We start from the raw sequence: 25,885 nt of genomic DNA, 5'->3' as shown, positions 1-25,885 counted from the left end.
TCCAATCCGATAACGACTCAGAGAATATCCAGCGATGGCTAATGCGCCGTTAACACCGCAGGACCGCCGCCGCGCGCAGGTGTCACATTGCCCTCGCCCCGGCTTGGGGCCATAAGGCAGAAGCAAACCGGAAGGATACCTGACATGATCGGACGTTTGAACCATGTGGCCATTGCTGTTCCAGACCTGGAGGCAGCGGCGGATCAATATCGCAATGCGCTTGGGGCCAATGTCGGCGCACCGCAGGACGAGCCCGACCATGGCGTGACCGTCATCTTCATCGAACTGCCCAACACAAAGATCGAATTGCTCTATCCGCTTGGGGAAAACTCTCCGATCCAGGGGTTTCTGGACAAGAATCCGTCAGGCGGCATTCATCACATCTGCTACGAGGTTGATGACATCATCGCGGCCCGCGATCACCTGCAATCCACCGGCGCGCGTGTGCTGGGCACGGGGGAACCGAAGATCGGCGCACATGGGAAGCCGGTTCTGTTCCTGCATCCCAAGGATTTCAATGGCGCCCTGGTCGAGCTGGAGCAGGTCTGAACCATGGGTATCACCTCGGGCATTGTCCTGTTTGTCGTGATCTGGGCGATGATGTTCCTGATCATCCTGCCGATCCGGGTGCAGACCCAGGGCGATCTGAACGACATCGTGCCGGGCACCCATGCCGGTGCGCCGGAACATCACCACCTTGGGAAAAAGGCGCTGTGGACCACTGCCATCGCGGTGGTCATCTGGGCCGTGGCAGCCACTGTGATCCTCTCGGAATGGATCAGTATTACGGATGTGGAAACCTGGTTCAGGGCCGGCGCATGGTCAGGCCGTGGTACAGATGGGTAAAGGTCGCAGCCCCCAGGATCGGGATCAGCAGGTTCACCAGCGGCACTGACAAGGGCATCGCCATCAGCGTGCCTGCCACCCAGATCGTGCCGATGTGCTGCCGGCGCAGCGCCTTTGCCTTGACCCTGCCGACCCAGCGGATCGCCACCATCGTGAAATATTCACGGCCCAGCAGGAACCCGTTCATTGCCCAGAAGATCAGCGGCGCAAAGGGCGGGAACATCAGATAAAGCACGATGGCAAAGATGTTCGCGGCCAGCAGCACGCCAAGGAAATTCACCGTATCGCGCAGGGCATCGCCAAAGGATACCGAATGCGCGCGGGGCAATTCCGGGAAATGTTTTGCCTCCACCGCTTCCGCAACCTCGTCCAGGAACATCGAGGTGATCGCCGAGGCGACCGGAATCATCAGGAACACCGACAGGAACATCAGCAGGAACGCGGCGCCCCAGGACAGGAAATCATCAATCCACTGAACCTCGCCCAGGATCGGAAGCCAGATCTCATCGGGCGTGATCGCTTCGGTGAACCAGGCAAAACCGGCGGTGAAACCGATCAGCAGCATCAGCGACAGCACCACACCCAGCAGAAAGACCCGGCGAAACCGCGGGTCGCTCAGCTGTCCGAGTGCAAGGAAAAATGAATTGACGATCAGTCCGATAGCCATGTCGTGATGCTCTCTATTTCGGGGCGCGGCCGTTCCGGGGGGGTGGAGGTCTCCGTCCCGATGTGAATGATCCCCGCGATCCGTTCGTGATCTTCCAGCCCCAGACCATCGCGCATGAAGCCCCGATCATGCGAGGGCCAACCGGACAACCAGTTCGCGCCCCAGCCACTGGCCAGCGCCGCGTTCAACAGCGACAGACATACCGCACCTGCCGAATAGGTCTGCTCGATTGCGGGCACTTTCTCGGACGGTCTTTGCACTTCGATCACCACAACCGCCAATTGCCCGTCATCAAACTGGCTGCGGCCCTTGGTAATCTGCTCTGGCGCAAGGCCCAGCTCCTGGCCCCGCTGCCCTGCCACCTCGGCAAGGTTTTGCAGCGCGCCACGCTCCAGCACGATAAAGCGCCAGGGCTCCAGCTTGCCATGGTCCGGCGTCCGGGCGGCGGCTGTCAACAGCGGCATCAGCGCTGCGCGATCCGGCACGGGCAGACCCAATGTCTTTGACGGGCGCGACCGCCGGGTCTGCAGGAAATTCAGGGCGTCGGGATTGGCGATGGGCATATTCGGTCCTCAGAGTCCTAGTGTTTTCGCCATGTCGTCTATCGACTGGCGCAGGAAGGCATCAAAGGCTGGCGAAGGCTGGCGGATGTTGAATGCTGACAACATCGGGTCCGGTGCCGTGATGGCACTGCCCGCAAGTGTCGCGATGGTGGCATGGCCGCAGAACGGCACATAGGCTTCGGAATACCCCCCTTCATGAACCAGCACAAGGCGGCCATCACAAAGGCGGGCCGCCGTGTCCTTGATCCGCTGGGTCATCTCAGCAAAGGTTACCGAGGTTGCCTGCATCCGGGCAAGCGGGTCAACCATGGAGGCATCAAAACCGCAGGCGACGATGATCAGGTCGGGCTTGAAAGCCTCGATTGCGGGGATCACAACCCGGTCCATCGCGTGCAGGTACGCTGTATGACCTGACCCCGCGTGCAGCGGAAGGTTGATATTGGCACCGTCTCCGGCGCCCCTGCCCCGATCCGTTATCTTGCCCGTTGTGGCGGGATAATTGCCTTCCTGATGGAGCGAGATCGTCAGCACATCGTCGCGGTCATAGAAGATCTTTTCCGTCCCGTTGCCGTGATGCACATCCCAATCCAGCACGACGACACGTTTCACATCGCCCCGCGCGATCGCAGCCTCGACGGCGATGGCGATATTGGCGAGCAGGCAAAAACCCATCGGGCTGTCAGGCTCGCAATGGTGGCCCGGCGGGCGCGTCAGCGCATAGGCGTTGTCGAGCTTTCCCGTTGCCACCGCCTCAACCGCGGCGCAGGCCAGACCCGCAGAGAGGGTCGCAATTTCGTAGCCACCCCGACCGAAGGGCGCATGATGACCGATTTCGCCACCTTCGGCGTCAGATACCGCCTTGAATTTATCCAGGTATTGCGCGGGATGAACCCGTTCGAGGGTTTCGCGGTCCGCTTCCGGCGCACTGCATTGAACCAGTTCCGTGCTCAACCCCGTGACATCCATCAGGTTTTTCAACCGGCGCTTTGTCTCGGGGCTTTCGGGAAGGCCGCCGCTGACCTGCGGCTGTACCAGCCCGCCCACCGGCAATGTCAGGGCATAATTGCCGCCCGCGTGCCAGAAACAGCGTTCGTGCCAGTAAAATCCAGTAGCCATGATACTTTCCCTCCAGAAACCTTGCGCCGAAACTGGCGCAGCGGAACGGGATTGTCCATCGTGGACGCCTGATCAATTGCGGCTCAGGGCGCCTCCGCCAGCAGGGCGGCAACGTCGAGCCGCTCATTGACCATCAACAGTTTTCCTGCAGCATCGCGGGGCCAGTCTGCCTGCGCCCGGTCGCGATAGATCTCGACTCCGTTTTCATCAGGATCGCGCAGATAGATGGCCTCGCTCACCCCGTGATCCGCAGCGCCGTCCAGTGGAATGCCCGCGTCGACCACCCGCTTGAGCACGGCCGCGAGGCTGGCCCGGTCCGGATAGAGAAATGCCGAATGATAAAGCCCGGTGTGCCCCGGCGGCGGCGGTGTGGCGCCCAGGCTCTCCCAGGTATTCAGCCCGATGTGATGGTGATAGCCGCCCGCCGACAGAAAGGCAGCCCTATTGCCGAACTTCTGGGTAATCTCGAACCCCAGAATATCCCGGTAAAACGCGATGGCGCGGTCAAGATCACTGACCCGAAGGTGTATGTGACCGATGGTTGCGTGATCTGTCATGGCGGTTCCTTTCCTGTCTTACTCAACAGATAGGAGATGCGCGTGGGTGTTACGAGACCCAGAAACGCAGACCATTTGTGCAAATCTGAAGAAAGACCGCCGTTGAAGCAACAAAAACGCCGCATAAAGCGACGTTGAACGGCGGATATTTCGGAAAAGACTTGGTTGCGGGAGTAGGATTTGAACCTACGACCTTCAGGTTATGAGCCTGACGAGCTACCGGGCTGCTCCATCCCGCGCCACTAAGTCGAGTTATCTGATCATCGAAGAGAGATACAAATTTTGGCGTTTCCAGTTTATGTTATATCGCCCCTACCCTGCCGCGCCTTCGGCGCTCTCGGGACATTGGCGATGCTTCGTTTCAACGAGAACCGGAAACGCCTTAGAGGACTTGTTAGGTTTGGCGATGACCTACTCTCCCACGTCTTAAGACGCAGTACCATCGGCGCTACGGCACTTAACGGCTGGGTTCGGGATGGGACCAGGTGTTTTGCTCGCGCTATGATCACCAAACCAAACAAATCCTCTACGAGCCTTCCGCGATGGGAAGGTTTCGGGCGGGAGGCGTCGCATTCTTAGATGCGCGTTCCCGCTCTTTTGCCATTCCGGAAGGAACGGCTGTGTTGATGTCCAAGTCAGTACAGCTAATGTATGTGTATGCTTTTGATTGATAAGCAGAAGTCTTGCTTCTACTGGATCAAATCAAGCCTATCGAGCAATTAGTACCAGTCAACTGAACGTGTTACCACGCTTACATCTCTGGCCTATCGACGAGGTGGTCTACCTCGGCTCTCAGGGATACCTTGTTTTGAGGGGGGCTTCCCGCTTAGATGCCTTCAGCGGTTATCCTGTCCGATCATAGCTACCCAGCACTGCTATTGGCATAACAACTGGTCCACCAGTGGATCGTTCACCCCGGTCCTCTCGTACTAGGGGCAACTCCTCTCAAGTATCCTACACCCACGGAAGATAGGGACCGAACTGTCTCACGACGTTCTAAACCCAGCTCACGTACCTCTTTAAACGGCGAACAGCCGTACCCTTGGGACCTGCTCCAGCCCCAGGATGAGATGAGCCGACATCGAGGTGCCAAACACTGCCGTCGATATGGACTCTTGGGCAGTATCAGCCTGTTATCCCCGGCGTACCTTTTATCCGTTGAGCGATGGCCCTCCCACTTGGGACCACCGGATCACTATGGCCGTCTTTCGACTCTGCTCGACTTGTCAGTCTTGCAGTCAGGCTGGCTTCTGCCATTGCACTCAACGAGCGATTTCCGACCGCTCTGAGCCAACCTTCGCGCGCCTCCGTTACGATTTAGGAGGCGACCGCCCCAGTCAAACTACCCGCCACACAGGGTCCCGGATCCGGATAACGGACCGCGGTTAGACATCAAGCAGAACAAGGGTGGTATCTCAAGGGAGGCTCCACCGAAACTAGCGTTCCGGCTTCAAAGCCCACCACCTATCCTGCACATGTTCGGCCTAATGCCAGTGTGAAGCTGTAGTAAAGGTGCACGGGGTCTTTCCGTCTAACCGCGGGAAACCTGCATCTTGACAGGTAATTCAATTTCGCTGAGTCTATGTTGGAGACAGCGGGGAAGTCGTTACGCCATTCGTGCAGGTCGGAACTTACCCGACAAGGAATTTCGCTACCTTAGGACCGTTATAGTTACGGCCGCCGTTTACCTGGGCTTCAATTCAGAGCTCTCACCCCTCCTTTTAACCTTCAGGCACCGGGCAGGCGTCAGACCCTATACGTCGTCTTGCGACTTCGCAGAGCCCTGTGTTTTTAATAAACAGTCGCCACCCCCTGGTTTGTGCCCCCAGCCCCTAGTTGCCTAGGAACCGGGCCTCCTTCTCGCGAACTTACGGAGGTATTTTGCCGAGTTCCTTCAACATAGTTCTCTCAAGCGCCTTGGTATTCTCTACCAGTCCACCTGTGTCGGTTTAGGGTACGATCTAGCGATGGAGCTATTTCCAGGAACCTCTAAGCAGCCCATTCAATCCGATAAGGATGAACTACCCTCGAGATCCGTCACTTCCATCTGGCCCAGGAATATTAACCTGGTTCCCATCGACTACGCCTTTCGGCCTCGCCTTAGGGGTCGGCTTACCCTGCTCAGATTAGCTTTAAGCAGGAACCCTTGGACTTTCGGCGAGAGTGTCTCTCACACTCTTTGTCGCTACTCATGTCATCATTCTCACTAGTGATCTCTCCACCGGATCGCTCACGCGCCAGCTTCACAGAAAACTCCTTACCCTCCTCAACGTAGGGTGCGCATTTACTGCGCACCAACGCTGAAGGGGATAGGAGTTATGTCACACTACGCTCTGCTACCATGCAATAAATGCATCCTCAGCTTCGGCTCATGGCTTGAGCCCCGTTACATCTTCGCCGCAAGACAGCTTAATTAGACCAGTGAGCTGTTACGCTATCTTTAAAGGATGGCTGCTTCTAAGCCAACCTCCTGGTTGTTTTGGCCGTCTCACCTGCTTTCCCACTTAGCCATGAATTAGGGGCCTTAGCTGGAGGTCAGGGTTGTTTCCCTCTTCACGACGGACGTTAGCATTCGCCGTGTGTCTGCCATCTAGTACTCCTCGGTATTCGGAGTTTGGTTAGGATCAGTAAGCCTGTGGGGCCCCATTACCCATCCAGTGCTCTACCCCCGAGGGTATTCGGATGACGCTCTACCTAAATAGATTTCGCAGAGAACCAGCTATCTCCGAGTTTGATTGGCCTTTCACCCCTAGGCACAGCTCATCCCGATCCTTTTCAACGGATGTGGGTTCGGTCCTCCAGTAAGTGTTACCTTACCTTCAACCTGGCCATGCCTAGATCACTCGGTTTCGGGTCTGATCCCACGAACTCGACGCCCTATTAAGACTCGCTTTCGCTGCGCCTACACCTAACGGCTTAAGCTTGCTCGTGAGACCAAGTCGATGACCCATTATACAAAAGGTACGCTGTCAGGGCGTAAAGCCCCTCCAACTGATTGTAGGCGTTCGGTTTCAGGTACTGTTTCACTCCCCTCGTCGGGGTGCTTTTCACCTTTCCCTCACGGTACTGGTTCACTATCGGTCAGTAAGGAGTACTTAGCCTTCGAAGGTGGTCCTCCGATCTTCAGACAGGATTTCACGTGTCCCGCCCTACTTAATACGTCCAATCATGCTTCTTATACGGGACTATCACCCACTCTGGTTGCGCATTCCAACGCATTCTAACCACACTCATGGCTCGGCTGGTCCCCGTTCGCTCGCCGCTACTAGGGGAGTATCAATTGATTTCCTTTCCTCCGGGTACTTAGATGTTTCAGTTCCCCGGGTTTGCTTTTCTAAACCTATGTATTCAGTCTAGAAATACCTGTTTTACCGCATTATTGATCGCCGCCGAAGCGGGTAACAATAACACAGTATCAGGTGGGTTGCCCCATTCAGAAATCCATGGATCAAAGCCTATTCTCGGCTCCCCATGGCTTATCGCAGAGTATCACGTCTTTCATCGCCTCTTACTGCCAAGGCATTCACCAAACGCCCTTTTCGCGCTTGATTTGATCCAGAAAAAGCAAGACTTGCGTCCCGCGCGACGATCAGAAGCTGGTAAGAAACTGATCCTCCTTATCCTGGTTCAAAAGCATACTTTTTCCCGCCCAGACTATCGTCTGGACAACGAGACATGCTGATAGCCGCAGCCCGTGCAGGGTGCAGCGTCATGTCTCTGGTTAGTGTACTTGACTTGGACAACACGTTCTTTTCGGCAGGCATACGCCTGGTCGGCCGAGGAAACAGCCTTGCAAACGCTCGCTTTGGCCCACATCCGAAGACATGGTCCGCCGCACCAAACCGAGGTCATTCCCTTACGCGGGACAACCAAACAGTGTTGTTATTGTATCTCTCTTTACGATGTCAATTTGATGCGCTCCCGAAGGAACTCACCAGCGTCCGATTGGACGAGCAAACACGCCGCAGCGCGCTTGCTGATCTAATCAGTACTAGTAGTAAATGGTGGAGCCTAGGAGGATCGAACTCCTGACCTCCTGAATGCAAATCAGGCGCTCTCCCAGCTGAGCTAAGGCCCCATCAAAACCCTTTCGGGATACTGGTGGGTCGAGGAGGACTTGAACCTCCGACCTCACGCTTATCAGGCGTGCGCTCTAACCACCTGAGCTACCGACCCAGTTGATTTTGCCCAGGCAAAATCGACGTCGCGCAAACAGCGTATTGCGAAGCAATGCGCGAGTTGCGCCAGGCGGGTCGGACCCGCATTGCAACCCTTCTGGGGATATCGCTGCGCGATACCCTGTCAGGGCGACGCGCCCCACTGCGTGAGGCGCTTGCTGAAGAGATATGAGGACGGCCCGGTCCGAAGGACATCTTGCGATGCCCCGAATATGGACAGTTTTGTTTACTGTCCTGCTAAGTGTTTCATGAGTTTTATGCGCTACCGCTTCGCTACTTGAGCGCGTTGGTATCACTTAAAATCTGCTAGAAACATCCTTAGAAAGGAGGTGATCCAGCCGCAGGTTCCCCTACGGCTACCTTGTTACGACTTCACCCCAGTCGCTGATCCTACCGTGGCCGCCTGCCCCCCGAAGGTTAGCGCAGCGTCGTCGGGTAGAACCAACTCCCATGGTGTGACGGGCGGTGTGTACAAGGCCCGGGAACGTATTCACCGCGTCATGCTGTTACGCGATTACTAGCGATTCCGACTTCATGGGGTCGAGTTGCAGACCCCAATCCGAACTGAGATAGCTTTTTGGGATTAACCCATTGTCACTACCATTGTAGCACGTGTGTAGCCCAACCCGTAAGGGCCATGAGGACTTGACGTCATCCACACCTTCCTCCCGCTTATCACGGGCAGTTTCTTTAGAGTGCCCAGCCGAACTGCTGGCAACTAAAGATGTGGGTTGCGCTCGTTGCCGGACTTAACCGAACATCTCACGACACGAGCTGACGACAGCCATGCAGCACCTGTCACTGCGTCACCGAAGTGAACGCCCGATCTCTCGGGTTAGCACAGGATGTCAAGGGTTGGTAAGGTTCTGCGCGTTGCTTCGAATTAAACCACATGCTCCACCGCTTGTGCGGGCCCCCGTCAATTCCTTTGAGTTTTAATCTTGCGACCGTACTCCCCAGGCGGAATGCTTAATCCGTTAGGTGTGTCACCGAACAGTATACTGCCCGACGACTGGCATTCATCGTTTACGGTGTGGACTACCAGGGTATCTAATCCTGTTTGCTCCCCACACTTTCGTACCTCAGCGTCAGTATCGAGCCAGTGAGCCGCCTTCGCCACTGGTGTTCCTCCAAATATCTACGAATTTCACCTCTACACTTGGAATTCCACTCACCTCTCTCGAACTCAAGACCAGGAGTTTAGGAGGCAGTTCCGAGGTTGAGCCTCGGGATTTCACCCCCTACTTTCTGATCCGCCTACGTACGCTTTACGCCCAGTAATTCCGAACAACGCTAACCCCCTCCGTATTACCGCGGCTGCTGGCACGGAGTTAGCCGGGGTTTCTTTACCAGGTACTGTCATTATCATCCCTGGCGAAAGTGCTTTACGACCCTAAGGCCTTCATCACACACGCGGCATGGCTAGATCAGGCTTGCGCCCATTGTCTAAGATTCCCCACTGCTGCCTCCCGTAGGAGTCTGGGCCGTGTCTCAGTCCCAGTGTTGCTGATCATCCTCTAAAACCAGCTATAGATCGTAGACTTGGTAGGCCATTACCCCACCAACTATCTAATCTAACGCGGGCCGATCCTTTACCGATAAATCTTTCCCCCGAAGGGCTTATACGGTATTACTCTCAGTTTCCCGAGGCTATTCCGTAGAAAAGGGTACGTTCCCACGCGTTACTAACCCGTCCGCCGCTCGCCCCGAAGGGTGCGCTCGACTTGCATGTGTTAGGCCTGCCGCCAGCGTTCGTTCTGAGCCAGGATCAAACTCTCAAGTTGAAAAGCAATTGCTTGCTTATCCTTGACGTCGAACCTCTGCACATCGACCTGCAGTACTTACTGAATACCACAGGCGTCTTTTCTGTTTGTTGTGCTTGCAGTTACCAAAGTAACCAGAAGCCGTCCAAACAGTGAAGCTGACACTACATCATCGACCGAAGTCTAGTAGCGCGATATGAAGAGGTTGATCCATCGAATGAACCAAACCGCCCACATATCTCTTCAGATACTATCAATTTCAAAGAGCGTAGAGACAAAAGAGACTGAGATGCGCCCTAACTTCCTGGCGCGCCCCGCCCAAATACCTCTGATATTTCTTGTCCGCCTCGTTTCCGCCCGTCCGCGTTTCCGCTTCCGTCCGGCCCGTCTGACGCCCCGTCGGTGCATCTCTGCGCCGCCGGTGAGGGGGGTTCTACGGTTAGTAGCGGATACCCGCAACCCCTTTTTTCGAGAAATACGAAATTTTTGCTACACTCTCAGAATGTGGTTTAGAAACAGAGTGTTACGATCTCATTTTTTTCGAATTACTTTGCCTGCGGTCGCTTTATCGCCTGCGGCATCACCGAAGCAGGGCCTCCGGATTCCCATATATAGCGTTATCCACAGGCTTACCCCCAAGCCGGACGCAGACTCACCCTGTTTGCGCCAACAAATTTGCCCCTGATTTGCCGATTCACCCGCGGGTCGGCTGCGATTCACCCGGCCGAAAGTGGGATCGGGTGTGAATCGGAGGGGCGATTCACCGAAAATCGGGCTCCGACTTGCGTGACAGGCCAAAATTTCTTTCAAAAAGTGCCCGTTCGGCGGGCAACCATGGTGGAATCAGTGCAGAATCTCCGGCGACCGGCCAGCAATCAGCCCCGAGCGGCCCGGTGATTCACCGATTTGGCCGGGCAGCGGGTCCGCGCTTCGGGGTTTTGACCAATCTCAGCGACAGAAGCCCCAGAATCACGGCCATATAGACCAGGGGCTCAATCTGAATGCCCTTCACCAGCCAGATGTAGTGGATACCGCCCAGAATCACGGCCAGGTAGGTCAGTTTGTGCAGCTTGCGCCACGCCGGGCCCAGTTTACGCACCGACCAATTGTTCGATGTGGCGGCCAGGGGCAGCAAAAGGACAAATGCCGCGATGCCGATGGTGATGTAGGGGCGCTTTATGATGTCCTGTGCAACCCGCGACAGGCTTTGCACATCCAGGAATGCCCAGACCAGCAGATGCAGCACGACATAGGTAAAGGCGAGCAGACCGATCGCCCGGCGGAATCTGATCAGGTTAAGGCCGGTAAACCGGCGCAGCGGCGTGATGCACAAACCGATGATCAAAAGCTGCAGCGCGGTCTTGCCCAGCTCATGCTCCAGCGCCTTGACCGGATCGGGGCCAAGCCCCCCGTAGACCCCCTGATAGAACAGCCAGACGGCGGGGATCAGATACGCACTATATACAACCCATGTCGGGATGCGCCGCGCGAAGCTGTTGATGCCGTCGATGAAGACTTTCACAGGGCCACCCGGCGTGGCGAATTTTTCAAAGAATTTGGACCGGGATTTTCGAAAATCCCGTCTCCCCTGCCGCCCGGGTTTGCCATCAGAAGTTCTTGGCCAGATCCATGCCTTCATAAAGGCTGGCCACCTCGTCGCCGTAGCCATTGAACATCAGCGTGTCCTGGCGACCGGCAAACAGCCCTCCGCCCAGCGGACGCTCTGTCGCCTGCGACCAGCGCGGGTGGCTCACTTCCGGGTTCACATTGCTGTAGAACCCGTATTCACGGGCATTGGCCTTGTTCCAGCTTGTCGGCGGTTCGCTGTCTGTCAGCGTGATCCGCACAATCGACTTGATCGACTTGAAGCCATACTTCCACGGCACCACCAGCCGCAGCGGCGCGCCGTTCTGGTTCGGGATGTCCTTGCCATAGATGCCGGTCGCCATGATCGTCAGCGGATGCATCGCCTCGTCCAGGCGCAGCCCCTCGACATAGGGCCAGTCCAGAACCGGGAACCGCACGCCGGGCATTTCGTCGGGGCGCAGCACCGTCTCGAAGGCCACGTATTTCGCAGCGGACTGCACCCCCGCCATCTCCAGCAGATCCGCCAGTTCAAACCCGTCCCATGGCACCACCATCGACCAGGCCTCGACGCAACGGAAGCGATAGATCCGTTCCTCGATGGTCATCGCCTTCATGATGTCTTCAAAGTTGTAGTCGCCGGGCTTGTCCACAAGGCCGTCGATCTTCACCGTCCAGGGTTTGGTCGTGAGGGTTCCGGCATTGCGGGCCGGATCGCCCTTGCCGGTGCCGAACTCATAATAGTTGTTGTAGCTGGTGATGTCCTCATAGCTGTTCGGTTGCAGCTCTCCCTCGGCTCGCACCCGCCCGCCGGATATCCCGGCAAGCCCGACGCCCGCAACCGCACCCGCCATCAATTGCCTGCGGTTCAGAAACGCCGCCTCCGGGGTGACGTCGCTTTCTTTCAGCGTATTGATCCAACGATGGGCCATCGGGCTCTCCTACTCTCGACTCCACATACAACAGAGTTAGGGTTACAAGGCCCATGCACCAAAGACTTTCGCGGTTCATTTCACCCAGAACACCGAATTGTCAGCTTTGCTCCGCCCGGCAGAAACGGCCAGCGCCTGCGGCGCTGCGGGCAGAGATCACAAAACCGCGTCCCGGCTTCACGTTGAGTTGAGTGGTCGCACCGCATCCGTCCCGCTTAGCGCGCGCGCCCCATGTTTCAAGGCGCGCCCTCACGCCACCGGCGAAAACCCCCGGCTTTTCTTTCCGACGGACCGCCTCACATTGTCCTGTGACACCAGATAGCAAGAGGAGACCATCATGCACCGCAGAACACTACTTGCCCTGACCGCTGCTGCCGCGCTTGCCGGAACACCCGTCTTTGCTGCCGACAACAAGAAAGACATCGTCGATACCGCAACCGAGGCCGGGACTTTCGGCACCCTGCTGGCTGCCGCCGAGACGGCCGGCCTGCTCGAAACCCTGAAAGGCGACGGCCCCTATACCGTCTTTGCGCCCGGTGACGACGCCTTTGCCGATCTGGAAGACGGCGCTGTGGACACCCTGCTGCTGCCCGAAAACCAGGACGTTCTGACAAGCATTCTCACCTACCACGTCGTCGCGGGCAAAATCATGTCCGCTGACCTTCAGACCGGGATGAATGTCGAAACGCTGGAGGGCTCTGTCGTCACGATCAACCTCGACAATGGGCTCATGGTCAATGATGCCACGATTGTCACCCCCGACATTGAAGCCACGAACGGGGTGATCCATGTCATCGACAAGGTGCTGATGCCTTGATCCGAGGAGACATCCGCCGGACAATCCCGGCGGGTGCGCACGAAAAAGGGCTGCCAAAACGACCCTTTGAACCTGGCATGACCTGCGTCAGGCGTATCCGGCGGAAGCATTGAATGTCTCAAGCGACTGGCCCGAGATCAGGTGATCCAACAGCTGATGGCGCCGGGTGCCCGACAATCTGTTCAGCGCCTGAACTTCTGCCGGTGTCAGATCGCGCCGCTCGAAACCGCGCGTATTCAGACAACGGTCCACCGCGCCCGCCTCGCCATGGGCACGGATATTCCCTTCATTGGACGCCACGATGATCGGGCCCACAAGCACGCCGCCAAATAACACGCCCCCGACATAGCTGCTGACGACAGCATTCTGACCACCCCGCGCCGCATTTGCGGAGCAGGCATAGACCGCCTGACGCGCCGATTGCAGGTTCTGGCCCGGTTGCGCAGGAACCGAAGGGCCCGGAAGATCACCACATGCGGCCAGGCTCAGCAGCCCCAGTATACCTAATAGTCTCATGGGTCTGCCTTTCTGCTGCATCTGCATGGGGGATCCGCTGCAATTCCTCCCTGCGGACCTAGCAATTCGACCGGCAAATGAAAAACAGCTTGAGGCGTTGCTGCGTTGCCTGCGGCACAACCGCAACAGCAGATGGGCACAAACGAGATTCCTGCCGTGTCGCCGACCGGGCTACCGACAAAAAAGGCCGGGAAAACCCCGGCCTTTTTTACTTGCATATATATAGTGCGGATCAATGCACCGTCGCATCGTCCGGTTTGGGCCGATTGCTGGCCGCAACCCGGTCCCCGATGATCAGGCCATCGGCTCCTGCGGTGACCGTGATCCTGTCTCCGTCGCGCACGTCACCGGCCAGGATCATCTCTGCCAGCGGGTCCTGCAGCACCCGCTGGATGACCCGCTTGAGCGGCCGTGCCCCGAAGACCGGATCATAGCCTTCATCGCCCAGCCACTTCTTGGCGCTCTCATCCAGATCCAGCGCGATCTTGCGCCCGGCCAGCCGCCGGAGCAGCCGCTGCAATTGCACCTCGACGATACCTGTCATGTTTTCGCGGCTCAGCCGGTCGAAGATGATCGTCTCGTCCAGACGGTTCAGGAACTCCGGCCGGAAGTGCGCCCGGACCGCATCCATCACGTCACGCTTGGCCTGTGCCATGTCGCCGCCATCGGGCAGTTGGCTCAGCGCCTGCGCGCCCAGGTTCGATGTCAGCACGATCAGCGTCTGCTTGAAATCGACCCTGTGGCCCTGCCCGTCGGTCAGCACCCCGTCGTCCAGGACCTGCAACAGCACGTTGAACACATCCGGATGCGCCTTTTCGACCTCGTCGAACAGCACCACCTGATAGGGCCTGCGCCGCACCGCCTCGGTCAGCACACCGCCCTCGTCATAGCCGACGTAACCCGGAGGCGCGCCGATCAACCGGGCAACGCTATGCTTCTCCATGAACTCGGACATGTCGATACGCACCATGGCGTTGTCGTCGTCGAACAGGAACTCCGCCACCGCCTTGGTCAGCTCGGTCTTGCCCACACCCGTCGGCCCGAGGAACAGGAAACTGCCCAGGGGGCGGTTCTCGTCGTTCAGACCGGCACGCGCACGGCGCACGGCATTTGCCACCGCCTTGACCGCAGCATTCTGGCCAATGACCCGCGCATGAAGCTGGTCTTCCATGCGCAACAGTTTGTCACGTTCGCCTTCCAGCATCTTGCCCGCAGGCACACCTGTCCAGCGCTCAACCACATTTGCGATCTGCTCGGGGCGCACGGCCTCTTCGACCATCATGCCATCCTCGCTGGATTCAGCAGCCTCAAGATCCTTCTCAAGCTGCGGGATCACGCCATAGGAAAGCTCCCCCGCGCGGGCGAGGTTGCCCTCCCGCTTGGCGATGTCCAGATCCGCACGGGCGCGGTCCAGCTTTTCCTTGATATCGCGGGCGCCGGCCAACTTGTCACGCTCGGCCTGCCAAGCGGCTGTCATGCCACTGGCCTTCTCCTGCAAATCGGAAAGGTCCTTCTGCAAGGTCTCCAGCCGGTCCTTGGACGCCTGATCGTCTTCCAGCTTCAGCGCCTCTTCCTCGATCTGCAATTGCAGGACCTGGCGGTCCAGCGCGTCCAGCTCTTCGGGCTTGCTGTCGACTTCCATGCGCAGACGGCTGGCGGCCTCGTCCATCAGGTCGATCGCCTTGTCCGGCAGGAACCGGTCGGTGATGTAGCGATTGCTCAGCGTCGCGGCGGCCACGAGGGCAGAGTCACTGATCCGCACACCATGGTGAAGCTCGTATTTCTCCTTGATGCCGCGCAGGATGGAAATGGTATCTTCCACCGTCGGCTCCTGCACCATGACCGGCTGGAAACGCCGCGCCAGCGCCGCGTCCTTTTCCACATATTTGCGGTATTCATCCAGCGTGGTGGCACCAACGCAATGCAATTCACCCCGCGCAAGCGCAGGTTTCAGCAGGTTCGAGGCATCCATCGCCCCATCCGCCTTGCCCGCACCGACCAGCGTGTGCATCTCGTCGATGAACAGGATGATTTCCCCGGCAGCTTCGGTGACTTCGGTCAGAACCGCCTTCAAACGCTCCTCGAACTCGCCGCGATATTTAGCACCTGCAATCAGCGCCCCCATGTCCAGCGCCAGCAAACGCTTGTTGCGCAGGGATTCGGGCACATCGCCATCGACAATCCGCAGGGCAAGACCTTCGGCAATGGCGGTCTTACCGACACCGGGTTCACCGATCAGAACCGGGTTGTTCTTGGTCCGGCGCGACAGGACCTGCATCGTGCGGCGGATTTCCTCGTCGCGGCCGATGATCGGGTCGATCCGGCCTTCTTCGGCCCGCGTGGTCAGGTCGGTGCTGTATTTCTTCAGCGCCTCATATCCATCCTCCGCACTCGCGGTATCCGCGGTGCGGCCCTTGCGGACATCATTGATGGCAGTGTTCAGCGCCTGGGCCGAAACATGACCGGCTTCCAGCGCGGTTTTCGCCGCGGATTTGACCATGCAAAGCGCCATCAACAGACGTTCTACCGGGACAAAACTGTCGCCCGCCTTCTTCGCCAGCGCCTCAGCCTCGGCCAGCACTTTCGTGGTTGTATTGTCCAGATAGACCTGGGCCGCATCGCCCGAAACCTTGGGCAGCTTGCCCATCGCCAGCGCGAGGTTCTCGGTCACGCGCTTGACGTTACCGCCTGCCGCCGAAATCAGATTGGCCGCAAAGCCCTGATCATCGTCCAGCAGTGCTTTCAGAATATGTTCGGGAGTAAGCCGTTGATGGCTCTCGCGGATGGCAATTGTCTGCGCCGCCTGAATGAAGCCGCGCGATCTTTCCGTGAACTTGCTCAAGTCCATGGTTCTCTCCTCTTGTTAAGCGCCCCATGGCGGATGCGCCCGGCTCAGCGGCACGCGTCCTTCGGGACCTCGGTTAGAATTTGGGGATCCGGACACCGGATTCAAGAGGCGCTCACCACAATGAAACTGTCAGGTGTCAGGCAATACCGGCTTTTGTGTCACATCGCTGGCCCGGAGCGCAGCGTTATGTCCGATGGGAGGCAGGGGCCAAGCGGTCATTTGTGAAAAATGCTGCGAAGGGCGGGATTGAGTCCAAAGTGACTTAACCACACAGGGCAGCGCCTGGCCGCGGGTGGGCAGCGGAACGTCCGTGGGTGCCACTTTATTTCTAATCTTTGGCGTGGGGATGATGAACCGCAATACGGTGAGAAAGCGCCCGCCCATGGGGCGGTCGGGCGCTGCCCGGCGGTGCTGCGCACCTTGACTCCGGGCTTTGGTGGACGGCAGCTTCGTCCCGCAAAGCGGCTCCTCGCTCACCCCGCGTCGAAGGGCCGGATTGGGCCAGAATTGCCTGGCACGACGTTCGATAGAACCTGTCAGATGCCGGGTGACATGAAGCGCAGGCAGGGCCAATGCGCCTGCGGACAGGCGGCGCACCAGGGGAACGGCAGCAATCTGCCCAATTTGCGACAAATTCCGCAGAAATGAAAAATTCCATACCGGGATAGCCGACTGTAATAAAAAGATTATTCCAATTTATTCACAGCTTTTTCCGGAATTCATGCAACCATTTCGCAACATAATCGTTGTTGTCTAAAGCAGCACCAACCCCTGCGACAACGATCAAGGCCTTGTGAGGTAATCTTCATGCAGAATCCAAGCATTCAACTGTCAGATGTGATCTACAACGCCGCCGAACAGACGTTCGAGGCGCTTGTCACTCTCCATCGTGACGGAACCGCGCGCAAATATGCCTGCGCCATCAATGCGCCCATCACCATGTCTTTCGAACAGGCGGCCGAAGGTTTGAAAAAACAGGCCATCCGCCGGGACCGGCAAGGTGCCGGTCTCTATTCGGAACGGGCTCACCGCGCTGCCCGGCAACGTGCCGGCCGGCCCCGGTTCGACCCGCGCCGCTGGCTGGAAAGCCTGGTTGCCTACCCCGGCAACCGCGCCGCCTGATTTCACAGCCATCCGCGCGACACCTGCCTTTCCGCGCGGACAGCGGGGCACCGCTGCATATTCTGTCCATGCAGCGGCCCCTCCATCAGAGACCTATGCCTGCCTGCACTGTCTCTGACATACTGGCCCGGATATCGCGCAAGCATATCCGGGTTTTTTTTGTCTTCCGCAGCACCGGCGCGCGCCCGGCCCGCTCTTTTCACTGGACAGCTTCCGGTCAAACCGACTACGACCCAGACGTTTGCCCGCATCACCCAAGGAAGCCAGATGACAGATGACCGCCTGATCGTAGCCCTCGATGTTCCCAATGCTGTCGCGGGGCTTGCGCTCGCGGAAGAACTGGGCGACGCCGTCAGTTTCTACAAGATCGGGCTTGGCATGTTGACCGGCGGTGGTCTGGCGCTCGCAAACGAGCTCAAGCAGGAGCACGGCAAACGCATCTTTCTGGACATGAAGCTTTTCGACATCGGCGCAACCGTCGAAGCCGCCGTGCGTGGCCTGGCGCGGTTCGAACTCGATTTCCTCACCGTGCATGGCGACCCCTATGTTGTTGCTGCCGCCCGCGAAGGAGCTGGCGGGCATGACACAAAGATCCTCGCGGTGACGATCCTGACCTCGCTGGACCGGGCCGATCTTGACGGCGCCCTGATCCGCGACGGCGCCATCCCCGATCTGGTGCAGACCCGCGCCGCAAATGCCTTCGAAGCAGGTGCAGACGGCATCATCTGTTCCCCGCACGAGGCGGCCCTTGTGCGCGCCCTGCCCGAAGCGGAGGGCAAGCTGGTGGTGACCCCCGGCGTCCGCCCCTTTGGCAGTGCGCCCGGCGACCAGAAACGCATCATGACACCGGCGCAGGCGATCGCCGCAGGCGCGGATCATGTGGTGGTCGGCCGCCCGATCTGGGCGGTGCCTGACCCCCGCGACGCGGCGCTTGAAATCCTCGCCGAGATGAAAAGCCCACAGGCGGCCAGACCCAACGCCCCCTCCTGAACTGCCCTTGGATGGCTGGCGGCAGCGCCTGAACTTCAACCGCTGACTGTAACATAAATGACAACATCGGGCCTGCTGGCTGTCCGGTCAGGAATTCCCGACTATGTGGCCCCTGCTTGCCATGTTAACCTAAGGTCAGGTGATACTCCCCGACGAACTGGTTCTTCCTGAAGTTCGTCAACTCCCCCCCGCTGCAGAAGGCGGGGGGCTTTGTCTTGAAAATCCAAATAATTTCAAAGACCTGAAACGCCCTCGCGCTTCAGGAACAACCGCAGGCGTGCCTGAAATGCCGGGACGGCCTTGGGATGCGCCAGAAATGCGTCAGACGACATCAGCGTCCATCGCTGCCCTTCGTTGCCGAAAATGACATCCTGCGCCGCCCGGTCCGGCAGGCCTGCCACGAAGAACCATTTGACCTGTCCGTCCTCGGTAAACCGCTGCCGCCATGTCACCGCACCCTCCGGCACCGTCAATCCCAGCTCCTCGCGACACTCGCGAAGGGCGCATTCCAAGGGTGTTTCATCCCCCTCGCGCCCGCCACCGGGCAGGTCCCAATATCCGGCAAAGGGCAGGCCGGGGATATCGTCGCGCAGGATCACAGCCAGTTTCGCGCCGATGAAAAGCGCAAGCTTGGCACCGTCAAAGCCTTCGTCCTGCCCCATGTTCTTTCCTTCGCTCACCCGCTACATTGGCTACATAACCATTCTCATCCGTGTGCCAAGATGGCGAGCCTTTGTCGTGATTGCCTGAAAGAACAACCTGCCGTGACGCGGTGCACCAGCTGCGGCAGCCCCCGTGTGCTGTCCCATCCCGAACTCATGGAACTGACCATCGCGCATATGGATTGCGATGCCTTCTATGCCTCGGTGGAAAAGCGCGACAATCCGGCGCTGGCGGGCAAACCTGTCATCATCGGCGGCGGCCGGCGCGGGGTGGTCTCCACCGCCTGCTATATCGCGCGGATTCGCGGCGTGCGCTCCGCGATGCCGATGTTCCAGGCGCTCAAACTCTGTCCGGAGGCGATCATCATCAAACCCAGGATGGCGGCCTATGTCGAAGCCTCCCGTGCCATTCGCGCCATGATGGAGGAACTGACCCCGGCCATTCAGCCGCTTTCCCTGGACGAGGCCTTTCTCGACATGACCGGCACCCAACGCCTGCATGGCGCGGCCCCTGCGGTCATGCTGGCGCGACTGGTCCGTCGCATGAAAACCGAACTGGGGCTGACCGGCTCCATCGGGTTGAGCCACAACAAGTTTCTGGCCAAGGTCGCCTCCGACCTCGACAAGCCGCACGGCTTTTCCGTCATCGGCAAGGCGGAAACGGCAGATTTCCTGCACGACAAACCGGTCAGCATGATCTGGGGGGTCGGTGCGGTCACCCAGGCGGCGCTGGAAAAGGCCGGTGTGCGCAATTTTTCCGACCTTCTGCGTTGGGAAAAGCAGGATCTGATCCTTCGATTCGGCGGCATGGGCGAAAGGCTGTGGCACCTGGCGCGAGGCCAGGACCATCGCCGGGTCTCGGCCCATGAACCGGTCAAATCCATCTCCAAGGAAACCACCTTTGGCGAGGACACGGGCGATGCCGATATTCTGGATGGCCACATCTGGCGGCTGTCGGTGCAGGTGGCCGACCGGGCCAAGGCCAAGGGCATGGCCGGGCGCATCGTCACGCTGAAACTGAAACACGCGAATTTCAAGATTCTCACCCGCCGCGTCTCGCTCCCCGACCATACCCAGCTTGCGGACCGCATCTATCGCCATGCCCGCGCGCTCTTTGACCAATTGGGTGACCCCGGCCCTTTCCGCCTGATCGGTGTCGGGATCTCCGACCTTGGCACGCCCGAGGGCGCCGATCTGGCCGGAGACCTGCTGGACCCGCAGGCCGATAAACGCAACCGCGCGGAACGCGCCACCGACAGCATCCGCTCCCGCTTTGGCGAGAAGGCCATCGTAAAGGGGCGCGCCCTGCGCTGATCCGCGCGCCCGAGGCCGCTTCGCTGGGCTCAGGCCCCGCCGTTCAGCGGATTAACCTCAGCACGGGGCACAGAGCGCGATGAACTGGGCCATCGCAATCCTGGCCTGCGCCACAACCTGCGCCTCACCGGGGGCGGGCAAGGTCCCGATTACCCGCCTGATCTGCTGATCGCCCACCAGCAGATGCATGAACAGCGGCGCGATATCCCCCACCTTCGGCGGCACCACCTCCCCTGCTGCGACCGCCTCTTCCATCACACCGGCCAGCAGGGGCAGGATGCTCTCGCGTCCCCCCTCGGCAATGGCGCGCCCCAGGTCTCCTGTGGCATCCGCCGCAGCGGCCCGGTTCAGCGAAATCGCGCGCTCCCCCAGCAACATGCCCAACAGGACCGGCGCCAGCCGATGCAGCCTGTCCAGTGGCGACAGGCCCGCCGGTTCCACGTGATCAAGTGCCGCGCGCACCGCGTCGGCATTTGCCCGGACCATGCTGGCGAACAATCCCTTCTTGTCGCCGTACCACCGATAAAGTGTCTCGTTCGATGCCCTGGCCCGTTTCGCCACCGCCAGCATGGAGGTTCCGTCATACCCCTGCTCGGCCAGCAACTCATAGGCCACCGCTTCAATCTCGCGCATGCGCGCCTGGCGTTTGTCGTCACGCATCGAATGCCCCCCTCTGCTTGACAAATAAACGTACATTAAGATACGGATATGTAAAGGCGTACACATTAATACGGATTTTCAGATGACCAACATACTTTCCCGCCCCCTGCTTCTGCTCTCCCTGCTGCTCTGCGGCGCGCTCTTCGGCTTTTTCTACGCCTGGGTCTGCTCGACCATGTGGGGGCTGGATCAGGCCGACCCCCGCACCGCCATCGCCGCGATGCAGGCCATGAATGCCTCGGTGCGCAACGCGGTCTTTGCCCCCGCTTTCTTTGGCACGCCCGTCGTGCTGGCCGTCACAACGGTGATTCTCTTTGTGGCTGCACAGCGGGCCGCCGCCGGGTGGTGCCTTGGCGCGGCACTGCTGGTGACCTTTCCGGGCGTCCTGCTGACAATGGCGGTGAATGTCCCGATGAACGAAGCCCTTGGCGCAGTCCCCGTCCCCGAAGATATCGAAACAGCGCGCCAGATCTGGCAGGGCTATTCACCGGAATGGCAGTTCTGGAATCAGCTGCGGACCGCCGCAACCGGTCTGGGGACGCTCTGCCTTGGCATGGCGATGCTGTCAGTCGGGAAAAAGACCTGAACGGCTATTCGGCGGCCAGCGGCAACCGGCCCTGGCCGATCTGCGCCACTTCCCCCACCACCTGCTGCAGGGCAGCGCGCACCGTGTCAAAGTCGCCATTGGGCCGGATCAGCGCCTCGTTCATGTAAAGCGAGCGGTCGATTTCGACCTGAACCGCATGCTGCCCGCGTGACGGGCGGCCATAGGCCTGGGTGATATAGGCCCCCGCAAAGGGCGTGTTGCGGGTCACCACGAATCCGGCGTCAGCAAAAGCCGCCTCGATCCGGTCCACGACCTCGCCCCCGGCAGAGGCCCCGAACCGGTCCCCCAGAACCACATCAGGGCGGCGCATACCCGACCGGGCCACCCCGTCCATCGCCTCATGCGGCATGGAATGGCAATCCAGCAGCACCGCCTGGCCATGCCGCTGATGCGCGGCATCCAGCAGCTTTTGCACCATGTCATGATAGGGCTGCCAATATTGCGTGATGCGACGCTCCGCCTCGGCACCAGTGATCTTGCCCCGGTAGATCGCCCGCCCGTTCGACACGACACGGGGGATGACACCAAGGCCGGAAGCCACCCGCGGATTATGCCCCTGCCTGCGCACCCCTTCGATCAGCGCCGGGTCCAGCTCGTCGTTGGACCGGTTCAGATCCACAAAGGCGCGCGGCGCGCCCGCCTTGATGAAGGTCGCACCGTAACGCGGCGCGCAGTCGAACAGCATGTCCACAAAAGCATCTTCCGACGACCGGATCGCATGTTCGTCCAGCACCGTTTTACGCAGGAAAGACCAGGGGTAATCACGCCCGGAATGCGGCGAGGCAAAGACCACGCAGGACCGGTTGCGCTCCGGGTGAAAAACTTCGTAGGCAGACTTCGGCATACGGCCCCCTTTCGCGATCAACATAGCGCAGAAACTTGCGATGCCAAAAGCCCTTGATCATGTGCCCGACTCCTTTTATAGCACCCCTCACGGCGCGGGTTTTCGCGCCCCATTTTGTTTGGGGCCGTATATAATCCGTGTTTCAGTGTGGGTGATTAGCTCAGCGGTAGAGCACTTCGTTGACATCGAAGGGGTCACTGGTTCGATCCCAGTATCGCCCACCACCGAATTTCACTGGTCTGACCGCCTCTGGCGTGTCGGGCTGCCCGCAACCCGGCGCTGGTTCGCGCCAGACAGAAAGATGGAGAAGGACATGAAAGTTCGCAACTCGCTCCGCTCGCTCAAGAACCGGCACCGTGATTGCCGCGTTGTGCGTCGCAAAGGCCGCGTTTACGTGATCAACAAGACCCAACGCCGGTTCAAAGCCCGCCAGGGCTGAGATCTGCCAGCAGTTACCATTCAGAAAGGCTGTCCTTCGGGGCAGCCTTTTTTCTTGACCGGCCGCCCCCTGCCACGCGCCGGGATCACAACCATGTTTGCGGCGGAATGCATTTTTCCTCTGGCCCTCAGTGGGTCAAAGCCCCACCTTACGGCCAATCCACAAGGTGCACGCGCCGTGCGCCCGCCGAAGAGAAGGAACCCATATGGCCGAGATGAAAACCTACACACCGCCCAAGGTCTGGACCCAGGACGCCGAAAGCGGCGGGCGTTTTGCCAGCATCAACCGCCCCGTCGCGGGCCCCACCAGCGAAAAGGACCTGCCGGTCGGCAAACATCCTTTCCAGCTGTATTCACTGGCCACCCCCAACGGCGTCAAGGTCACCGTCCTGTTCGAAGAGCTTCTGGCAGCCGGTCACACAGGCGCGGAATACGACGCCTGGATCATCAACATCATGGAAGGTGACCAGTTCACCTCCGGTTTCGTCTCGGCCAACCCGAATTCGAAAATTCCCGCGCTGATGGATCACTCCGGGGACAAACCGCAGCGGGTCTTCGAATCTGCGTCGATCATGATGCACCTGGCGGAAAAGTTCGGTGCCTTCATCCCCGAAAACCCGGCGGACCGGACAGAGATGCTGTCCTGGCTGTTCTGGCAGATGGGCAGCGCGCCCTACCTCGGCGGCGGATTCGGCCATTTTTACGCCTATGCGCCGGAGAAATGGCAATACCCCATCGACCGCTTCACGATGGAGGCGAAACGCCAACTCGATGTGCTCGACCGGCATCTGGCCGAGAACGAATGGATGGCAGGCAGCTATTCCATCGCCGATATGGCGATCTGGGCCTGGTACGGGCAGCTTGTGCTGGGACGGCTCTATGATGCGGCCGAATTCCTCGATGTGACCTCTTACAGGAATGTGCTGCGCTGGGCCGAAACCATCGACGCACGCCCGGCGGTCAAACGTGGCCGGATGGTCAACCGCGCCTTTGGCGATGACCTGTCCATGCAGCTGCGGGAACGCCACGATGCCAGCGATTTCGAGACCAGGACCCAGGACAAGATCGAGGCCGCCGAGGACTGAGTGCACAGCGGTAAGGTGCAGCCCGATGCGCCTTACCTGCGCCGCCCCCGGCCCACCTGACGGCAGATCAGAATCACCGGTAACAGCCCCATCGCCACAATCACCAGCGAGGGCACCGCAGCCCCGCCCAGCCGCTCGTCACTGGCCAGCCGGTAGGCCTGCACCGCCAGCGTGTCATAGTTGAACGGGCGCATGATCAGCGTAGCGGGCAGCTCCTTCATCACATCGACAAAGACGATCAGCAGCGCGGTCAGCAGGCTCGGCGCCAGAATCGGCAGATGCACCCGGCGCAGCGTGCCGACCGGCGTTTCGCCCAGTGACCGCGCGGCAGCGTCCATATTGGCGTGAACCATTGCCTGCCCGCCCTCATAAGCGCCCAGCGCCGCCGCCATGAAGCGCACCATATAGGCCGCCACCAGCAGCCAGATCGACCCGGTGATCAGCAAGCCGGTGGAAATGCCGAAGGTCGCGCGCATCCAGGCGTCCAGCGTATTGTCAAAGGCGGCAAAGGGCACCATCAGCCCCACCGCGATCACCCCGCCCGGAACCGCATAGCCCAGCCGCGCCACATAGGCCGCCCCCTGGGACAGCCGCCCCGGACGCAGCCGACGGAAAAAGCCCACGCAGATTGCGCCCACCACAGTGACAAGCGCCGCCGTCCCCGCCAGCGTCACCGAATTGCGCATGAAACCCAAGTAGCGCGGGCTCAGAAGGTCCTGCTCCGAGCCAAGGCCCATCACCAGAAGAATCACGATGGGCAGCAGCGCACCAAAAACCACCGGCACCCCGCAAAGCACCAGTGCGCCGATCCCCGACCAGCCGCGCAGCTCGATCGGGGGCATGCCGGGCGCGCGCCGTGCCGGGTCATGATATTTCGCCTTGCCCCGCTGCACCCGCTCCAGCATCGCCAGCAACAGGGCAACCGACAGCAGGCACAGCGCCAGCTGCGCAGCCCCGGCCCGGTCATAGAGCGAGAACCACGATGTATAGATGCCCGTGGCAAAGGTCTGCACGCCGAAATAGGCCACAGTGCCGAAATCCGCGATGGTCTCCATCACCGCCAGCAGGACGCCACCGGCAATTGCCGGACGCGCCAGCGGCAGGCTGACCTTGCAGAATGCCGCAAAGGCGGAAGAGCCCAGCGCCCGCGCCGCCAGAAAGGTCGTCCCGCTCTGCTGCAGGAACGCGGCCCTCGCCAACAGGTAGACATAGGGGTAAAGCACCAGAATCAGCATCACCGCCGCACCGCCCAAAGACCGTACATCCGGGAACCAGTAGTCGCGCGGCCCCCAGCCGGTCACGTCACGCAGCGTGCTTTGCACGATGCCCGGATGATCCAGCACAAAGGTATAGGCATAGGCCAGCACATAGGCCGGAAAGGCCAGCGGCAGCACCAGCGCGATCTCAAGGAACCGCACGGCGGGAAAGCGTGTCATGGTCACCAGCCAGGCCGCGCCGACCCCCACCGCAAAGGTGCCCGCCGCCACCATCACAACCAGCTTGAACGTGGTCCAGCTATAGGCCCCCAGCACGGTCGCGAGGAGGTGCCGCACCGTATCCGTGCCCCCGCTCAGCGCCGCAATCAGCACCGCCAGCATCGGCAGCGCGCAAACAACAGCAACCAGCACCGCGCCAAAGGCCAGACCCCGCGCCCGGTCTGTCGGGGCAGGGCGTTTCGCGGTCATCTGGCTGGTGCTCTGGTCCATGGCCCTATTTCGATGATTTCAGTCAGGATTGCCAGCCCCGCCCCGCACCTCTGCCGGAACAATCTGCTGT

The 25,885-nt window shown here is 59.7% G+C and carries 21 protein-coding genes, 4 tRNA genes and 3 rRNA genes; 10 read left to right on the top strand and 18 right to left on the bottom strand.

What is annotated here, in order from left to right:
• Positions 1-144: 144 nt before the first annotated feature.
• Together mce and ACWNZ3_RS02150 are read left to right on the top strand one after the other, a co-directional pair.
• The gene (mce, locus tag ACWNZ3_RS02155; RefSeq protein WP_114277344.1) at positions 145-549 is read left to right on the top strand and encodes a methylmalonyl-CoA epimerase; all 405 of its coding nucleotides are present in this window, start codon (positions 145-147) and stop codon (positions 547-549) included.
• Positions 550-552: 3 nt separating this feature from the next.
• Positions 553-846 (top strand): DUF1467 family protein, encoded by a 294-nt coding sequence (locus ACWNZ3_RS02150; RefSeq protein ID WP_496901028.1) that lies wholly within the window; start codon positions 553-555, stop codon positions 844-846.
• On the opposite strand, the gene ACWNZ3_RS02145 is transcribed toward ACWNZ3_RS02150, so the two are convergent.
• The 12 genes from ACWNZ3_RS02145 to msrP all read right to left on the bottom strand — a co-directional run bounded on the left by ACWNZ3_RS02145 (position 806) and on the right by msrP (position 12,206).
• The gene (locus ACWNZ3_RS02145; RefSeq protein ID WP_496901027.1) at positions 806-1,513 is read right to left on the bottom strand and encodes an EI24 domain-containing protein; all 708 of its coding nucleotides are present in this window, start codon (positions 1,511-1,513) and stop codon (positions 806-808) included. The two genes, ACWNZ3_RS02150 and ACWNZ3_RS02145, sit on opposite strands and share 41 nt — an antisense overlap.
• Positions 1,498-2,076, bottom strand: coding sequence for a nitroreductase family protein (locus ACWNZ3_RS02140; RefSeq protein WP_269364000.1), 579 nt, complete (start codon positions 2,074-2,076; stop codon positions 1,498-1,500). Before ACWNZ3_RS02140 ends, ACWNZ3_RS02145 begins: the two co-directional genes overlap by 16 nt.
• 9 nt (positions 2,077-2,085) lie before the next feature.
• A complete protein-coding gene (locus ACWNZ3_RS02135) occupies positions 2,086-3,192 on the bottom strand; it encodes a class II histone deacetylase (protein ID WP_496901026.1) in 1,107 nt (368 codons plus the stop codon).
• 83 nt (positions 3,193-3,275) lie between these two features.
• On the bottom strand, positions 3,276-3,749 hold the full coding sequence (locus ACWNZ3_RS02130) for a VOC family protein (RefSeq protein WP_274573218.1): 474 nt from the start codon (positions 3,747-3,749) through the stop codon (positions 3,276-3,278).
• 162 nt (positions 3,750-3,911) lie between these two features.
• Positions 3,912-3,988: transfer RNA gene (locus tag ACWNZ3_RS02125), tRNA-Met, on the bottom strand.
• Positions 3,989-4,147: 159 nt separating this feature from the next.
• A 5S ribosomal RNA gene (rrf, locus tag ACWNZ3_RS02120) occupies positions 4,148-4,262 on the bottom strand.
• Between the two features lie 185 nt (positions 4,263-4,447).
• A 23S ribosomal RNA gene (locus tag ACWNZ3_RS02115) occupies positions 4,448-7,300 on the bottom strand.
• Positions 7,301-7,751: 451 nt separating this feature from the next.
• Positions 7,752-7,827 (bottom strand) — tRNA-Ala (locus tag ACWNZ3_RS02110).
• 21 nt (positions 7,828-7,848) lie between these two features.
• Positions 7,849-7,925: transfer RNA gene (locus ACWNZ3_RS02105), tRNA-Ile, on the bottom strand.
• Positions 7,926-8,249: 324 nt separating this feature from the next.
• Positions 8,250-9,711: ribosomal RNA gene (locus ACWNZ3_RS02100) — 16S ribosomal RNA — on the bottom strand.
• The 16S, 23S and 5S rRNA genes sit together here with 3 tRNA genes alongside, the layout of an rRNA operon.
• 877 nt (positions 9,712-10,588) lie before the next feature.
• A complete protein-coding gene (gene msrQ / locus ACWNZ3_RS02095; protein WP_496901025.1) occupies positions 10,589-11,212 on the bottom strand; it encodes a protein-methionine-sulfoxide reductase heme-binding subunit MsrQ in 624 nt (207 codons plus the stop codon).
• A gap of 85 nt (positions 11,213-11,297) precedes the next feature.
• Positions 11,298-12,206 carry a protein-methionine-sulfoxide reductase catalytic subunit MsrP gene (msrP, locus tag ACWNZ3_RS02090; protein ID WP_269363623.1) on the bottom strand — a complete coding sequence of 303 codons (909 nt, stop codon included), beginning with the start codon at positions 12,204-12,206 and terminating at the stop codon, positions 11,298-11,300.
• A gap of 337 nt (positions 12,207-12,543) precedes the next feature.
• Between msrP and ACWNZ3_RS02085 the strand changes: the two genes are divergently transcribed.
• Positions 12,544-13,023 carry a fasciclin domain-containing protein gene (locus ACWNZ3_RS02085; RefSeq protein WP_496901024.1) on the top strand — a complete coding sequence of 160 codons (480 nt, stop codon included), beginning with the start codon at positions 12,544-12,546 and terminating at the stop codon, positions 13,021-13,023.
• An 87-nt stretch (positions 13,024-13,110) separates the two neighbouring features.
• Here ACWNZ3_RS02085 and ACWNZ3_RS02080 read toward each other — a convergent pair whose 3' ends face one another.
• Together ACWNZ3_RS02080 and clpB are read right to left on the bottom strand one after the other, a co-directional pair.
• Positions 13,111-13,539, bottom strand: coding sequence for a hypothetical protein (locus tag ACWNZ3_RS02080; RefSeq protein WP_269363619.1), 429 nt, complete (start codon positions 13,537-13,539; stop codon positions 13,111-13,113).
• Positions 13,540-13,771: 232 nt separating this feature from the next.
• The gene (clpB, locus tag ACWNZ3_RS02075) at positions 13,772-16,387 is read right to left on the bottom strand and encodes an ATP-dependent chaperone ClpB (protein ID WP_496901023.1); all 2,616 of its coding nucleotides are present in this window, start codon (positions 16,385-16,387) and stop codon (positions 13,772-13,774) included.
• An 807-nt stretch (positions 16,388-17,194) separates the two neighbouring features.
• Between clpB and ACWNZ3_RS02070 the strand changes: the two genes are divergently transcribed.
• Both ACWNZ3_RS02070 and pyrF read left to right on the top strand, forming a co-directional pair.
• Positions 17,195-17,509, top strand: a complete 315-nt coding sequence (locus ACWNZ3_RS02070) for an orotidine 5-phosphate decarboxylase (RefSeq protein WP_269363615.1) — start codon at positions 17,195-17,197, stop codon at positions 17,507-17,509.
• Between the two features lie 267 nt (positions 17,510-17,776).
• Complete coding sequence (gene pyrF / locus ACWNZ3_RS02065; RefSeq protein WP_496901021.1) at positions 17,777-18,499, top strand: orotidine-5'-phosphate decarboxylase; 723 nt, start codon at positions 17,777-17,779, stop codon at positions 18,497-18,499.
• Between the two features lie 233 nt (positions 18,500-18,732).
• Here the strand turns inward: pyrF and ACWNZ3_RS02060 are convergent, their stop codons facing one another.
• Entirely contained in the window at positions 18,733-19,161 is a 429-nt protein-coding gene (locus tag ACWNZ3_RS02060; protein WP_269363612.1) for an NUDIX hydrolase, read from the bottom strand.
• Between the two features lie 60 nt (positions 19,162-19,221).
• Between ACWNZ3_RS02060 and ACWNZ3_RS02055 the strand changes: the two genes are divergently transcribed.
• Complete coding sequence (locus ACWNZ3_RS02055) at positions 19,222-20,475, top strand: DNA polymerase IV (RefSeq protein ID WP_496901019.1); 1,254 nt, start codon at positions 19,222-19,224, stop codon at positions 20,473-20,475.
• Positions 20,476-20,532: 57 nt separating this feature from the next.
• Here the strand turns inward: ACWNZ3_RS02055 and ACWNZ3_RS02050 are convergent, their stop codons facing one another.
• Positions 20,533-21,135, bottom strand: a complete 603-nt coding sequence (locus ACWNZ3_RS02050) for a TetR/AcrR family transcriptional regulator (RefSeq protein WP_496901018.1) — start codon at positions 21,133-21,135, stop codon at positions 20,533-20,535.
• Between the two features lie 82 nt (positions 21,136-21,217).
• On the opposite strand from ACWNZ3_RS02050, the gene ACWNZ3_RS02045 reads away from it, so the two are divergent.
• Positions 21,218-21,721, top strand: a complete 504-nt coding sequence (locus tag ACWNZ3_RS02045; protein WP_269363606.1) for an anthrone oxygenase family protein — start codon at positions 21,218-21,220, stop codon at positions 21,719-21,721.
• Positions 21,722-21,725: 4 nt separating this feature from the next.
• Here ACWNZ3_RS02045 and ACWNZ3_RS02040 read toward each other — a convergent pair whose 3' ends face one another.
• Positions 21,726-22,586 (bottom strand): N-formylglutamate amidohydrolase, encoded by an 861-nt coding sequence (locus ACWNZ3_RS02040; protein WP_274573228.1) that lies wholly within the window; start codon positions 22,584-22,586, stop codon positions 21,726-21,728.
• Between the two features lie 149 nt (positions 22,587-22,735).
• Between ACWNZ3_RS02040 and ACWNZ3_RS02035 the strand changes: the two genes are divergently transcribed.
• The 3 genes from ACWNZ3_RS02035 (at position 22,736) to yghU (ending at position 24,109) form a co-directional block, all read left to right on the top strand.
• A tRNA-Val gene (locus tag ACWNZ3_RS02035) sits at positions 22,736-22,810 on the top strand.
• 89 nt (positions 22,811-22,899) lie between these two features.
• The gene (gene ykgO, locus ACWNZ3_RS02030; protein ID WP_005850168.1) at positions 22,900-23,025 is read left to right on the top strand and encodes a type B 50S ribosomal protein L36; all 126 of its coding nucleotides are present in this window, start codon (positions 22,900-22,902) and stop codon (positions 23,023-23,025) included.
• Between the two features lie 205 nt (positions 23,026-23,230).
• A complete protein-coding gene (gene yghU, locus ACWNZ3_RS02025; RefSeq protein ID WP_114276188.1) occupies positions 23,231-24,109 on the top strand; it encodes a glutathione-dependent disulfide-bond oxidoreductase in 879 nt (292 codons plus the stop codon).
• Positions 24,110-24,141: 32 nt separating this feature from the next.
• On the opposite strand, the gene ACWNZ3_RS02020 is transcribed toward yghU, so the two are convergent.
• On the bottom strand, positions 24,142-25,794 hold the full coding sequence (locus ACWNZ3_RS02020) for an ABC transporter permease (RefSeq protein WP_496901875.1): 1,653 nt from the start codon (positions 25,792-25,794) through the stop codon (positions 24,142-24,144).
• Positions 25,795-25,885: the final 91 nt, after the last annotated feature.

The organism is Sulfitobacter sp. IGS-18 (assembly GCF_059628195.1).
This window is presented reverse-complemented; position numbering and strand designations above follow the sequence as displayed.

Coding starts and splice junctions, on each gene's coding strand:
- mce (WP_114277344.1), top strand. CDS start 145: ATGATCGGACGTTTGAACCATGTGGCCATTGCTGTTCCAGACCTGGAG.
- ACWNZ3_RS02150 (WP_496901028.1), top strand. CDS start 553: ATGGGTATCACCTCGGGCATTGTCCTGTTTGTCGTGATCTGGGCGATG.
- ACWNZ3_RS02145 (WP_496901027.1), bottom strand. CDS start 1,513: ATGGCTATCGGACTGATCGTCAATTCATTTTTCCTTGCACTCGGACAG.
- ACWNZ3_RS02140 (WP_269364000.1), bottom strand. CDS start 2,076: ATGCCCATCGCCAATCCCGACGCCCTGAATTTCCTGCAGACCCGGCGG.
- ACWNZ3_RS02135 (WP_496901026.1), bottom strand. CDS start 3,192: ATGGCTACTGGATTTTACTGGCACGAACGCTGTTTCTGGCACGCGGGC.
- ACWNZ3_RS02130 (WP_274573218.1), bottom strand. CDS start 3,749: ATGACAGATCACGCAACCATCGGTCACATACACCTTCGGGTCAGTGAT.
- msrP (WP_269363623.1), bottom strand. CDS start 12,206: ATGGCCCATCGTTGGATCAATACGCTGAAAGAAAGCGACGTCACCCCG.
- ACWNZ3_RS02085 (WP_496901024.1), top strand. CDS start 12,544: ATGCACCGCAGAACACTACTTGCCCTGACCGCTGCTGCCGCGCTTGCC.
- ACWNZ3_RS02080 (WP_269363619.1), bottom strand. CDS start 13,539: ATGAGACTATTAGGTATACTGGGGCTGCTGAGCCTGGCCGCATGTGGT.
- clpB (WP_496901023.1), bottom strand. CDS start 16,387: ATGGACTTGAGCAAGTTCACGGAAAGATCGCGCGGCTTCATTCAGGCG.
- ACWNZ3_RS02070 (WP_269363615.1), top strand. CDS start 17,195: ATGCAGAATCCAAGCATTCAACTGTCAGATGTGATCTACAACGCCGCC.
- pyrF (WP_496901021.1), top strand. CDS start 17,777: ATGACAGATGACCGCCTGATCGTAGCCCTCGATGTTCCCAATGCTGTC.
- ACWNZ3_RS02060 (WP_269363612.1), bottom strand. CDS start 19,161: ATGGGGCAGGACGAAGGCTTTGACGGTGCCAAGCTTGCGCTTTTCATC.
- ACWNZ3_RS02055 (WP_496901019.1), top strand. CDS start 19,222: ATGGCGAGCCTTTGTCGTGATTGCCTGAAAGAACAACCTGCCGTGACG.
- ACWNZ3_RS02050 (WP_496901018.1), bottom strand. CDS start 21,135: ATGCGTGACGACAAACGCCAGGCGCGCATGCGCGAGATTGAAGCGGTG.
- ACWNZ3_RS02045 (WP_269363606.1), top strand. CDS start 21,218: ATGACCAACATACTTTCCCGCCCCCTGCTTCTGCTCTCCCTGCTGCTC.
- ACWNZ3_RS02040 (WP_274573228.1), bottom strand. CDS start 22,586: ATGCCGAAGTCTGCCTACGAAGTTTTTCACCCGGAGCGCAACCGGTCC.
- ykgO (WP_005850168.1), top strand. CDS start 22,900: ATGAAAGTTCGCAACTCGCTCCGCTCGCTCAAGAACCGGCACCGTGAT.
- yghU (WP_114276188.1), top strand. CDS start 23,231: ATGGCCGAGATGAAAACCTACACACCGCCCAAGGTCTGGACCCAGGAC.
- ACWNZ3_RS02020 (WP_496901875.1), bottom strand. CDS start 25,794: ATGACCGCGAAACGCCCTGCCCCGACAGACCGGGCGCGGGGTCTGGCC.